Here is a 12,456-nt window from a genome sequence, read left to right as displayed (position 1 = left end):
TCGTCCCACGGGATTTGGGCGAGGGCAAGTGGTTGCCTAGGGTGCTAGCCCGCCAGCGACGTCGAGCGGGCTCCGTCGCACCCAAAGAGGCGGACGAGTTGCTCCTTGGGAGCCGGGCGGGCGAAGTGGTACCCTTGGAAGCGGTTGCAACCGGCAGCCTTCGCGAGGGTGAAATCGAGCTCGGTCTCGACCCCTTCGGCCACGATCGTCAGATCCCGGATACGCGCGATCTGAGCCAGCGCTGAAACCAGCACGCGCGCGACCTCGTCTTCCGAAAGGCTCTGGATGTAGCTCTTGTCGACCTTGATGGAGTCGACTGGCAGCGTCTTGAGATAGTTGAAACCGCAGAAGCCCGTGCCGAAATCATCAAGCGCGACGCGGAAGCCCATCGAACGGGCAGCCGCCAGCCGGCGCAGCACGTCCGGCGTTGCGGTCGTCACCACCGTCTCGGTGATCTCGAGCACGAACCGCTCGGCGCTTCGGCCGGTTTCATCCAGAACGCGCGCCAGCATGGCGACGAACTCGTCGCGCTTGAGCTGCTCGCCGGACACGTTGATCCCGATGTGGTAGCCGGGAAAATCGTCGATGTCCGCGCATGCGCGGCGGAATACCCATTCGCCGAGCGAGTCGATCAGGACTGAGGATTCGGCGATCGGAATGAACTCGTCCGGCGGAATGAGCCCGCGAACGCCATGACGCCAGCGCACCAGTCCCTCGACCCCGAAGACGGAGCCATCGGCATTGATGACGGGCTGATAGTGAAGTTCGAGCTCGTTCATGTAGATGGCCGCGCGCAACTCCCGTTCCACGAACCGGCGGTGCCGCTTGTCCGACAGCATGCCCTTGTCGAAGACGGTCATGCGCCCGCGCCCGGCCGCCTTGCTCTCGTAAAGGGCGACATCGGCCAGCAACATCAATTCCTTGGGCTGTGTTGCATGTAGCGGTGCCAGTGCAGCGCCGATGGAGGCGCTGAGCGCGATGGTGTGGTTTTCGTGGTGGATGCCACTGCGCAGCGTGCCGAGCAGAATATCGGCGCGCGCCAGCGTTGTCTGCATGTCGCAGTCGCGCAGGATGATGCCGAACTCGTCGCCGCCGAGACGCCCGACAGCGCCATCGGGAAAGATGCGCTTCATGGCCCTGACCACGTGCACAAGCACGGCGTCGCCGAAAGGGTGGCCGAAGCTGTCATTGAGTTGCTTGAAATGATCGATGTCGACGAGGACGAGTGTCGCCTGCCGTGGTTCCAGTGGGCGGCCGACGCTGCGCTTCAGCTCATCGAGGAAATGCCCCCGCATCATCGCGCCGGTCAGTGCATCGGTGAGGGCACGTTGCTGCCGTTCCTCGGCATCGAGGCTGGCACGATCAAGTTCGGCGACGATCGTACGTTGCAGGCGGAAAAGGATGACGATGGCAAGCATGTTGGCGGCGAGCCCCGAGCCGAGCGCCCATGACAGCATCTTGTTGCCATTCAAGACGAGTAGCGCGCCCGTCAGCGCCAGCGCGCTGCCCGCAAGCAGAAATTGCAGCAACAGGTAGCCACGCCTGCCGTGTTTGCGAATGCTTGCAAGGGTATTCACTGTGCGTCGCCCCAAACGCCCCGTTCCAGCAGGACGCTAGCGCCCAGCCTTTAAGGAGTCGTTTCGCGCGACGAAAAAAATGATGCAGCGCAGCATTCGTGCTGCAAGGGCGGCTCTCGACCGGGGCAGTGGACGCCGATGGCTGCAGCGTCTATCGAGGCCGTATGACCATCGACAAGACACCAGCCGCCGAAGAAACCAGGTTCGCGGCGCTGCGCGCGAAGCTTCGAAAGCTCTATCATGGGCGCACGCGCGCCGCCCTGCGGTTCCAGCTCGCCGTTACCGTCGTTGATCTTGCGGCCATTGTGTTCTTCATCGCGTCGCCGATGCTGCGCGACCGGCCGTCGTTCCTGTGGATCGACTACACCGTGGCCGCGATCCTCGGCATAGACATCGCCGCGCGTGCACTGGCTTCGAGCGATATCGGGCGCTGGTTCAGGCAGCCGACAATCTGGGTCGACCTGCTCGTGCTGGTGACGCTGCTCTTTCCCCAGACGCTCGCCAATCTGGGGTTCCTGCGCATCCTACGCTTGTGGACGCTGTCGCGCAGCGGTGTGCTCTGGGGACCGCTCGAGCGCAACGGTTACGGCGAATGGCGCGAGACCGTGCACGCGGTCATGAACCTGCTGACGTTCCTCTTCGTTGTCACCGGTTTCGTCTACACCTTCTTCTTCAACGAAGGGTCGGGCGTGGTGGGTTATGTCGACGCTTTATACTTCACCGTCGCAACCGTCACGACCACAGGCTTCGGCGATATCGTGCTGCCCGGCACGTGGGGCAAGCTGACGGCGATCGTGACAATGATCGTCGGCATATCGTTGTTCGTGCGGCTGGCGCAGGCGATCTTTCGGCCGGCGAAGGTGTTTTTCCCGTGCCCCCAATGCGCGCTTCAACGGCATGAAATGGATGCGGTCTACTGCAAGGCCTGCGGCCACATGCTGAAGATCCCCGACGACAGCGACTGACCGACGCCGGGGAAGCAGGACTATTCCGCTGCTGTCGCGTGCTGCAGGGTCAGTCCCTTTGCGGAGCGATCCCCGAAGCCCTTCCAGTAGGTGTGCTCCGGCTTGGGATTGCCGTTCTCCTCCAGTGCGAAAACGCCGTCCGCCGCATTGGGGATGAGATCGAGATAGGCCTCCATCTCGTTGTCTTTTTTGAGATATTTGCCGAGGAACGCGGTGACGAAGTGCTGGGCGATGTTGTTCATGCGCACCGTATCCCAAACCGCGTCGGCATAGTGTTCGAAGGGCGCGAACCCCAGCTTCTCCGAATGCTTCCACGATTGCGCCGGCGCCGGCATGGGCGCGGCCGCGTTGTGGTTCGCGTTCTCGAAAGTGAGCAGGAAGCGCTCCGGCGCGTTGACGCTTAGATCGTAGATCGTCTTCACGCCGCCTTCGTAGAGCGAGACGTCGTCGACGCTGCCCGCAACGATGAAGACGGGCTTGGCCACGCCCTTAAGCCCTTCCGCATCCCAGAAACCCGTATTCATGCCCCATGGCGCGAAAGCAACCACGGCCTTGACCCTCTCGTCCGGCAGCGTGGCATAGGTGTCGGACCCCGAAAGGTGGATCCCCAGCGTGCCGTCGGGTGCGCCCCAGTCATATTCCGTGCTTGCCTGGGTTACGCCGGCTCCGGCGCTGATCATCGCGCCGTATCCGCCCATCGAATAGCCCACGATCGCCACGTTGCCGGTTTCCACCATGCCGGAGAGGAAGCCGTCCGCCTCGGCGGAAAGCCGCTCCATCTCGTTGAGGACGAACTTCTGGTCGAGCGGGCGATTGACCAGTGTCGAGCCGAACTTGTTCTGGTCGTTGTAAGTCGAGTCCGTGTGGTCGATGGAAGCAACGACATAGCCCTTGGTCGCCAGGTTCTCGGCGAGATGGCTCAGAAGGAAGCGATTGCCGGGATAGCCGTGCGAGATGATGACGAGCGGGTATGGTGCGTTGTCGCCTGCCAGCGGCTCGGCATCGCGTACTGCCTTGCCGGTCAGCGTGACCTGCGTTTCGCCGTCGCGTAGATAGACGCCTTCATAGGTCCCGCCCTGTTCCATCGTATCGGCCGGATACCAGACTTCAACGGTCAGTGGACGGTCGTAGCGAGGATGATCCTTGCCGGCCTCGACATTGACGATGTCGATCTGGTCCGGGTTGACCAGTTCGATCGTTCGCACGCCGATCGCTTGCTGGCCGTGCGCGGCGAGCTCCGGCGCATCCGGGCGAACCATGTCGATCCGGTTTTCCTGTGCCGCGGCGATCCCGCTCCACATTGCTGCTGCCGTTGCCACGATCGTAACCTGTTTCAGCATGGATCTTCCTCCCTCGCGTTTTCGCCGGACGTCGTCGGCAGTTTGCACACGCAGACGACAATCGCACAACACAAAGTGCAGTGGAGGCTTGTTCAACGAAAGAGCCCGGCCGACGGGCCGGGCTCAGGGAGTGCATTAAATAACCGAGGCGAAGCTGGCGCGTGTCGCGTCAGGTGAGGGAGCCAGCGAAGCGCTGGATGCGGGTGCAAGCTTCCTCCAGCAGCGCGTCCGACGTTGCGTAGGAGATGCGGAAGTTCGGGCCGAGACCGAAGGCCGAGCCATGGACCGCCGCAACGCCTTCGGCCTCCAGCAGTTCCGAGACGAAATCCTCGTCGGTCTCGATCACCTTGCCTGCGGGCGTCTTCTTGCCGAGCAGATCCTGGCACGACGGATATACGTAGAACGCGCCTTCGGGCGTCGGGCAGGAGAGGCCGCGTGCCTGGTTCAACATCGACACGACCAGATCGCGGCGCCCCTGGAAGAGCGTCCTGTTCGTCTCGATGAAGTCCTGCGGTCCGTTGAGCGCTTCGACCGCGGCCCACTGCGCGATCGAGCAGGCGCCCGAGGTCTGCTGGCCCTGCACCATGTCCATCGCCTTGATGAGCTGCAGCGGGCCTGCCGCGTAGCCGATGCGCCAGCCTGTCATCGCATAGGCCTTGGAAACGCCGTTCATGGTCAGCGTGCGCTCGTAGAGAGCCGGTTCGACCTCCGCGAGCGTGCGGAACTTGAAGTCGCCATAAGTCAGGTGCTCGTACATGTCGTCGGTCAGCGTCCAGACATGCGGGTGCTTCATCAGCACGTCGGCCAGCGCGCGAAGCTCGGCCTCGGTATAGGCCGCGCCCGACGGGTTGGACGGCGAGTTCATCAGGAACCACTTGGTCTTCGGCGTGATCGCCTTTTCCAGCGCCTCGGCCGTCAGCTTGAAGCCGTTGTCGATCGACGTCTCGGCAAAGACCGGGGTGCCGCCGCAGAGCGCCACCATCTCCGGGTAGCTGACCCAGTAAGGACGCGGGATCACGACTTCGTCGCCGGGGTTCAGCGTGGCGATGAAAGCGTTGAACAGAACCTGCTTGCCGCCGGTGCAGACAATGGTCTGCTCGGGCTTGTAGTCCAGATTGTTCTCGCGTTTGAACTTCGCCGCGATCGCTTCGCGTAGCGGCGTGATGCCGGCGACCGGCGTATATTTGGTCTCGCCGCGCCGGATCGCTTCGACGGCCGCGTTCTTGATATTGTCGGGTGTGTCGAAATCCGGCTCGCCGGCGCCCAGCGAAATCACGTCGCGTCCTTTCGCCTTCAAGTCGCGCGCTTTCTGCGTCACCACGATGGTCGCGGAAGGCTTTACGCGTGAAAGGGCATCGGCGAGGAAGGCCATAATCAAATCTCCGTTCCGGGAAAGGCCGCCCTTCGCGGCCGCGCGTTTAATGTCGCATTGCACACGGAATCGCAAGCGCGGAAAGCGCGAAGCGTTGGTGCAGCGCGGCTCCGGACTGCCGTTAACAGATAGTAAATCCTTCGGTGGGAAGGTCCGATGATGGGGTAAATGCGGGCAGCTTGGAGGACACTGCGTGTCGCGCAGCACAATCTTGGCGCACATTGAGGAGCAGGACGACGGCACTGCCACGGGCATATGGGAACCCTACGTGCTCAGGTCGGCATTTCAGCCGATATTTGCCCTTGGCCACGGCAAGCTCAAGGTCACGGCGTATGAGGGGCTGATCCGTCCCTTCAAAGATGAGCAGAGCGTCTCGCCTCAAGATTTCTTTCTGGCCATACCGCCGGCAGAGCGGCTCAACGTCGAGACGTTGACGCGTACTCTCCATGTCCTCAATGCGGGAAGGTTCCTCGATCCGGAAAAGATGCTGTTCGTCAATTTCGACCCCTCGGTTTTCCACGCGCGTCAGATTGCCGACATGACCTTGCATGAAATGCGCGTGACCCTGAACGAAGCCGGCATCGACCCGCGCAGGGTCGTCTGCGAAGTGACCGAGCAGAAGTCGTCGTCGCAACAGGCACTTGCCATTTTCGTAGAGGCATTGCGCAGCAGCGGCTTCCAGGTCGCAATCGACGATTTTGGTGCCGAGGCGTCCGATATGGAACGCGTCGAAGCGCTGAGACCCAACATCGTCAAATTCGACGCGCGCTGGATTTCGCGGCTGATGGAAACCAAGCCGGGCTTCGCCCTGCTGTCCGTCATGGTCGAAGAGTTTGTGTCCAAGGGGATCACCGTTATCTTCGAGGGCATTGAAGAGAACTGGCAACTCGAGGCAGCGGAAGCCGCCGGCGCGCATATGGTGCAGGGCTTCCTTCTTGCGCGGCCGGAAGTGGTGCCCGGCAGCTTCGGCGCCAGTGCGAGCGCCGGCGCGACATCATCTGCTGGAGCAGCTCCGGCAGCTTTCACCAGACATCCCCACCCAACCTTCGGACGGCGCAAGTCTTCATGAGACCGCAGCGGGTACCTGACGATGCGATTTCCGCTGACGAAATAGGGATCGAGACCGCGCGTCTCGGCGATTTCATCCTGCGCAGTGCATTTCAGCCGGTCTATCGGCGCAAGGCAGGTGGTCTTGTCGCTGCGCATGCCGAAGGTTTCCTACGGCCTTTCAGAGACGGCACTCCAATGCCGCCGAGGCCCTATCTCGCCTCTCTGCCGGCCGGAGAGCGCGCCTTCGCCGAGCGTCTTGCGGCTGCGCTGCATCTCGGCAACTACCGACATTTCGATCTGCAGGGCCTGGACTGCATAATCGGGGTTGGCTCGTCGCGGGGATTTGCCGAGGACATCGCCAAGCTGTTGGACCGTGTGGAACTACCGGTCGATCGCATGACCAGCACTTTCCGCAACCTTGCCGCGTTCGATTTCGAGACCATACCTGATATTGTCCGGACGCTGCGAGGGCACGGCCTGCGTATCGCGCTTGGCGGCATCGCCGGCGAACCGCCACCGCTGGATCTTATCCGTACGGTTGCGCCGGACCTCGTGCGTATCGACGGGCTCTGGTTTCGGCGAGTGGCGGAAAGCGAAGGCGCTTCGCGGCTGCTGCCGCGGCTAGTCGAGGGGTTTCAGGCCGACGGCGCGCAGGTGTTGATCGAAGGTATCGAGACGAGGCGGCAGCTTTCGGCTGCGCTCGACGCCGGTGCGGATCTCTATCAGGGATTTCTGCTTTCCGCTCCGCAACTGGCCGGTACGGCATCGGATGCCGCCGAGATCGAATTCTCGGAGATGTTTGCCGGCGAAGCCAAGGTGATCCCTCTGTTCGGCGGACGACGCTGAGACGCATCAACGCGGCTGAAGGGAAGAGCAATTCTTGTCATTGGCGCCTGTGACGGCGATCGCGGATAGTGCCGCGATCGCGAACACAGGGAACAGCCATGCTCACACTCTACGGAATGCACGACAGCGGCAATTGCTACAAGCCGCGCCTGCTGCTGGCCAAGCTCGGACGCCCGTTCCGGCACGTCGAGGTCAACTCGATCACCGGCGAGACCCGGCGTCCCGGCTATCTGGCGAAGAACCCCAACGGCAAGGTGCCGCTGCTGGAGTTCGAGGATGGCCGGCTTCTGGCCGAATCGAATGCGATGCTTCTCCACTTCGCCGAAGGGACGCGCTTCCTGCCTGACGACGCATACGAACGCGCGCTGGTCTATCAGTGGCTGTTCTTCGAGCAATACAGCCACGAACCGTTCATCGCGGTTCGCCGGGCGCTGAGGAAATATCCGGAGCGGGCAAGCCAGGCGACGCCCGAACGCATGGAGCAGTTGCTGCAGGGTGGGCACGCCGCGCTCGCCGTCATGGAGGACCAGCTCGCGCATACGCCGTTCGTCGCGGGGCAGGCGCTCAGCATCGCCGACATCGCGCTGTTCGCCTATACGCAGGACGCGGACTACGCCGGCTACGAGATGGCGCGCTTTGCGAACGTCGTGGCCTGGCTTGACCGGGTGCGCGCCGACGAAGGCCACGTGCCGATCGACTGGCTGCCCTAGAATTTGCGCGCGGTTTAAGCGCGCACTTTCGCCTGATTTTCGTTTCGCTCGCGTTTCGCTGTGGAATGTTCGCCGCGAAATTTCATGAAAGTGAAACAAAACTGTTGCCGAGCCGTCATAGAGCGACAATACTCCCGATTGCGGAGCCGGCTACCGGCCGCGCAGCCTTGGGTTGCGCCTGGTATCCCGGATCTTTCGCCAACGAATTAAAGGGAGCGTAACATGAAGACCCAGGGCTTTGCGGCCGGACTCGCCGCGACATTCACCGTTCTGTCCACATCCGCGGCCTTCGCCGTCACCGAAATCCAGTGGTGGCACGCGATGACCGGCGCCAACAACGAGGTCGTGGAAACGCTCTCGAAGGAGTTCAACGAGAGCCAGAGCGACTACAAGGTCGTTCCGGTGTTCAAGGGCACCTATCCCGAGACACTGAATGCCGGCATTGCCGCATTCCGTGCGAACCAGTCGCCGCACATCATTCAGGTCTTCGACGTCGGCACCGGCGTGATGATGGCCGCCGAAGGCGCGGTGAAGCCGGTGGCCGAAGTGCTTTCCATGGGCGGCGGAGCGTTCAACAAGGACGAGTACCTGCCGGGAATCGTCGCCTATTATTCCAAGCCCGACGGCACGATGCTGTCGTTCCCTTACAACTCCTCCTCGCCGATCCTCTATTACAACAAGGACATTTTCGAGAAGGCCGGCCTCGACACCGAAAACCCGCCCAAGACCTGGCCGGAAGTGTTCGAAGCCGCCAAGAAGATCAAGGAATCGGGTGCGGCATCGTGTGGCCTGACCTCGACCTGGCTCACCTGGATCGGGCTCGAGAACTTCGCTGCCTGGAACAATCTGCAGTACGGCACGCAGGAGAACGGTCTTGCCGGCACCGATGTTGAGCTGAAGATCAACGAAGGCCTCTTCGTCACCCACTTCCAGAACCTCGCCGATCTCGCTAAGGACGACACGTTCCGCTACGGCGGCCGCACCTCCGAGGCCAAGCAGCTCTTCCTGTCGGGTGAGTGCGCGATCCTGACGGAGTCTTCGGGTGGTCTCGGCGACGTGCTGAAGTCCGGCCTCAACTACGGCCTCGGCCAGCTTCCCTACTATCCGGAAGCAGAAGGCGCACCGCAGAACACGATCCCCGGCGGCGCGAGCCTCTGGGTGTTCGGCGGCCACGAGGACGCGGAGTATGAGGGCGTCGCGGCCTTCTTCAATTTCCTGTCGCAGACCGAGATCCAGGAGCGTCTCCACCAGGTGTCCGGCTATCTGCCGGTGACGCTGGCAGCCTACGAGGCGACCAAGGCCTCCGGCTTCTATGACGAGAACCCGGGCCGCGAGATCCCGATCACGCAGATGATGGGCAAGGCACCGACCGAGAACTCGCGCGGCGTCCGCCTCGTGAACCTGCCGCAGGTGCGCGACATCGAGAACGAGGAGTTCGAGAAGATGCTTGCCGGCGAGCAGACCGCGCAGCAGGCGCTCGACAACGCGGTGGAACGCGGCAACGCTGCGATCCAGCAGGCGATCGGCAACTAGCAGTCCCGTCTCTCATCCCGGCCGCCCGCGCGACATTCGCGCGGGCGGCCCTTTCACCGTGGAGGAGGCTTCTTGTCCCCGCGCGTCACCTTTCCCAACAAGATCCTGCCCTATCTGCTGATCGCGCCGCAGCTCGTGATCGTGGGCATCTTCTTCTACTGGCCGGCCAGCCAGGCGCTCTACCAGTCGGTCTTGCGGGAGGACCCGTTCGGGCTGCGCAGCACCTTCGTGGGACTGGCCAATTTCCGCCGCGTGCTGGCGGAGCCGAACTACATCAACGCGCTGCAGAACACGGCTGTGTTCTCGATAGCAGTCGCTTTCGTGGCGATGTCGATTGCGCTGCTGCTCGCGGTGATGGCTGACAAGATCATCCGGGGCAGGGGCATCTATCGCACCATGCTGATCTGGCCTTATGCCATCGCGCCGGCGATTGCGGGCATGGTGTGGCTGTTCATGTTCAATCCGGCAATGGGCACCTTCGCCTACATGCTGCGCTCGTCCGGCTACCAGTGGGATCCGTTGCTGCGCGGTGATCAGGCAATGGTGCTGGTGATCGCCGCTGCCGCCTGGAAGCAGATTTCCTACAATTTCCTGTTCTTTGTCGCCGGACTGCAGGCGATCCCGAAGACGCTCATTGAGGCTGCCGCGATCGACGGCGCCGGCGAGACCAAGCGCTTCTGGACGATCATCTTCCCGCTGCTGGCGCCGACGACCTTCTTCCTGCTGGTCATCAACACGACCTATGCATTCTTTGATACGTTCGGCATCATCCATGCCGTCACCGGCGGCGGACCGGGCAAGGCTACCGAGACGCTGGTCTACAAGGTCTACAATGACGGCTTCGTCAATCTGATCCTCGGCGACTCCGCCGCGCAGTCGGTGATCCTCATGGTGATCGTGATCGCGCTGACGGCCATCCAGTTCCGCTACGTGGAAAAGAAGGTGCATTATGGCTGAGGCCGCCACCCAGCAGTCGACGGCGGCCGCTCTCGGCCGGCGCGAGCAAGGCGCGATGCTCGGCATCAGCCGCAGATCGCGCTACATCGCCCATGCGATCCTCATCGTCGGCGTGTTCATCGTCGCGTTCCCGATCTACTACACCTTCGTCGCCTCCACTCATTCGCTGCAGACTATTCTGCGGCCGCCGCTGCCGCTGCTGCCGGGCGAGCACTTCTTCGACAATTATTACGAGGCGCTTTTCGGCGGTGTCGGCCGCATCGGCGGGGTGGGCGTCGGCACGCTGCTGTTCAACACAACGGTGATGGCGCTGGGCATCGCCATCGGCAAGATCGTGATTTCGGTGCTGTCGGCTTTCGCGATCGTCTTCTTCCGCTTCCCCGGCCGCATGTTCTTTTTCTGGGTGATCTTCATCACGCTGATGCTGCCGGTCGAGGTACGCATCCTGCCGACATACAAGGTCATGGTCGATCTCGGCCTGATCGATTCCTATACCGGCCTCATTCTGCCGCTGATGGCGTCGGCAACCGCGACGCTGCTGTTCCGCCAGTTCTTCATGACTATACCGGGCGAACTGGTCGAGGCGGCGCGCGTCGACGGCGCGGGTCCGTGGCGCTTCTTCAAGGACATCCTGATGCCCCTGTCGAAGACCAATCTGGCGGCCCTGTTCGTCATCATGTTCATCTACGGCTGGACGCAATATCTCTGGCCGCTGCTCGTCACCAACAGCAACGACATGAACACGATCGTCATCGCTCTGCGGAAGATGATCTCGTTTGCCGATGCGGACACGGAATGGCACCTCGTAATGGTGACCTCGGTGTTCGCAATCCTGCCGCCGATCCTGGTGGTTCTGTTCATGCAGCGCTGGTTCGTGAAGGGCCTCGTCGAAACCGAGAAGTGAGAAACCAACCTCCATGGCGACCGTCGAACTCAAAGACGTAAGAAAAACCTATGGCGGCCGCGTCGAGGCCGTGAAAGGCATCTCGATCGACATTGCCGATGGCGCGATGTGCGTGCTCGTCGGCCCTTCCGGCTGCGGCAAGTCCACGCTCCTGCGCATGATCGCGGGTCTGGAGGAGATCACCTCCGGTACGGTCTCTATCGGGGACAAGGTGGTCAACACGCTGGGGCCGGCCGAGCGCGACATCGCCATGGTGTTTCAGAACTATGCGCTCTACCCGCATATGAAGGTCTACGACAACATGGCCTATGGGCTGCGCAATCGCGGCATGGACAAGGACGAAATCGACCGGCGCGTGCGCGATGCGGCTGGCACGCTTGGACTTGCCGAGCTTCTGGAGCGGCGGCCGCGCGAACTTTCCGGCGGCCAGCGCCAGCGCGTGGCGATGGGCCGCGCCATCGTCCGCAGTCCCAAGGCGTTCCTTTTCGACGAGCCGCTCAGCAACCTCGACGCCAAGCTGCGCGGCCAGATGCGCATCGAGATCAAGAACCTGCAGCGCTCGCTCGGCGTCACAAGCGTCTATGTCACGCACGACCAGGTGGAGGCGATGACGCTTGCCGACACGCTGGTGGTGATGAACCAGGGGCTGGCCGAGCAGGTCGATACGCCTATCGCGATATACGAGAGGCCGGCGAGCATCTTCGTTGCGGGCTTCATCGGGTCGCCAGCAATGAACCTGCTTGCCGCCGAAGGCGGTGAAACGGGCAAGGGCCTGAAGCTGGCAGCCGGCGGCACGGTAAAGCCACGGGAAACGAGCCTGCCGGAAGCCGGACGCAAGGTTCTGCTCGGTGTGCGGCCGGAGCATCTCACGCTGGTTTCGGCGCGCAACAACGCCGACATTGAGATGAAGGTCACCGCGGTCGAGGCGCTTGGCGCCGACACGCTTGCGCACGGCTATCCGGTCGACGGGGATGCGCGAGCGGGCGAGCTGATCGCGCGGTTGCCGGGTACCGTCCGCGTTGCCGACGGCGACGTGCTGCCGCTTGCGATCGACGCCGGCATGGCGCATCTGTTCGACGCAGGCAGCGGCAAGCGTATCTGATACCTCGAAGCGGGGAATCACTCAGGTCAACCAGGCCGGCCGCGCGCGAGGCGGGGCCGCCAGTACATCCGTGACTTGCCGCGCCATCACCGACCCGGGT

11 protein-coding genes are annotated in these 12,456 nt (G+C 62.6%); 8 read left to right on the top strand and 3 right to left on the bottom strand.

What is annotated here, in order from left to right; translation table 11 throughout:
- Nucleotides 1-44: 44 nt before the first annotated feature.
- Nucleotides 45-1,577 carry a putative bifunctional diguanylate cyclase/phosphodiesterase gene (locus ACVJNE_RS01000; RefSeq protein ID WP_499562196.1) on the bottom strand — a complete coding sequence of 511 codons (1,533 nt, stop codon included), beginning with the start codon at nt 1,575-1,577 and terminating at the stop codon, nt 45-47.
- A gap of 164 nt (nt 1,578-1,741) precedes the next feature.
- Here ACVJNE_RS01000 and ACVJNE_RS00995 point away from each other — a divergent pair, with 164 nt between their 5' ends.
- Complete coding sequence (locus ACVJNE_RS00995; RefSeq protein WP_499562194.1) at nt 1,742-2,542, top strand: potassium channel family protein; 801 nt, start codon at nt 1,742-1,744, stop codon at nt 2,540-2,542.
- A gap of 20 nt (nt 2,543-2,562) precedes the next feature.
- On the opposite strand, the gene ACVJNE_RS00990 is transcribed toward ACVJNE_RS00995, so the two are convergent.
- Both ACVJNE_RS00990 and ACVJNE_RS00985 read right to left on the bottom strand, forming a co-directional pair.
- A complete protein-coding gene (locus ACVJNE_RS00990; protein ID WP_499562192.1) occupies nt 2,563-3,882 on the bottom strand; it encodes an alpha/beta hydrolase family protein in 1,320 nt (439 codons plus the stop codon).
- Between the two features lie 169 nt (nt 3,883-4,051).
- A complete protein-coding gene (locus tag ACVJNE_RS00985) occupies nt 4,052-5,254 on the bottom strand; it encodes a pyridoxal phosphate-dependent aminotransferase (protein ID WP_499562190.1) in 1,203 nt (400 codons plus the stop codon).
- A gap of 193 nt (nt 5,255-5,447) precedes the next feature.
- Here ACVJNE_RS00985 and ACVJNE_RS00980 point away from each other — a divergent pair, with 193 nt between their 5' ends.
- From ACVJNE_RS00980 to ACVJNE_RS00950, 7 genes are all read left to right on the top strand, one after another.
- Complete coding sequence (locus ACVJNE_RS00980) at nt 5,448-6,323, top strand: EAL domain-containing protein (RefSeq protein WP_499562188.1); 876 nt, start codon at nt 5,448-5,450, stop codon at nt 6,321-6,323.
- On the top strand, nt 6,320-7,150 hold the full coding sequence (locus ACVJNE_RS00975) for an EAL domain-containing protein (protein ID WP_499562187.1): 831 nt from the start codon (nt 6,320-6,322) through the stop codon (nt 7,148-7,150). Before ACVJNE_RS00980 ends, ACVJNE_RS00975 begins: the two co-directional genes overlap by 4 nt.
- Before the next feature lie 98 nt (nt 7,151-7,248).
- The gene (locus ACVJNE_RS00970; protein ID WP_499562185.1) at nt 7,249-7,860 is read left to right on the top strand and encodes a glutathione S-transferase family protein; all 612 of its coding nucleotides are present in this window, start codon (nt 7,249-7,251) and stop codon (nt 7,858-7,860) included.
- Nucleotides 7,861-8,082: 222 nt separating this feature from the next.
- On the top strand, nt 8,083-9,393 hold the full coding sequence (gene ugpB / locus ACVJNE_RS00965; protein ID WP_368804171.1) for a sn-glycerol-3-phosphate ABC transporter substrate-binding protein UgpB: 1,311 nt from the start codon (nt 8,083-8,085) through the stop codon (nt 9,391-9,393).
- A 72-nt stretch (nt 9,394-9,465) separates the two neighbouring features.
- A complete protein-coding gene (gene ugpA / locus ACVJNE_RS00960; protein ID WP_173192591.1) occupies nt 9,466-10,350 on the top strand; it encodes a sn-glycerol-3-phosphate ABC transporter permease UgpA in 885 nt (294 codons plus the stop codon).
- 55 nt (nt 10,351-10,405) lie between these two features.
- A complete protein-coding gene (gene ugpE, locus ACVJNE_RS00955) occupies nt 10,406-11,254 on the top strand; it encodes a sn-glycerol-3-phosphate ABC transporter permease UgpE (protein WP_173193664.1) in 849 nt (282 codons plus the stop codon).
- Between the two features lie 13 nt (nt 11,255-11,267).
- Complete coding sequence (locus ACVJNE_RS00950) at nt 11,268-12,356, top strand: sn-glycerol-3-phosphate import ATP-binding protein UgpC (RefSeq protein WP_499562183.1); 1,089 nt, start codon at nt 11,268-11,270, stop codon at nt 12,354-12,356.
- Nucleotides 12,357-12,456 lie beyond the last annotated feature (100 nt).

The organism is Mesorhizobium sp. DxT (genome assembly GCF_058448885.1).
Note: the sequence above shows the minus strand (reverse complement) of the source record. Positions and strands in the feature narration are given on the sequence as shown.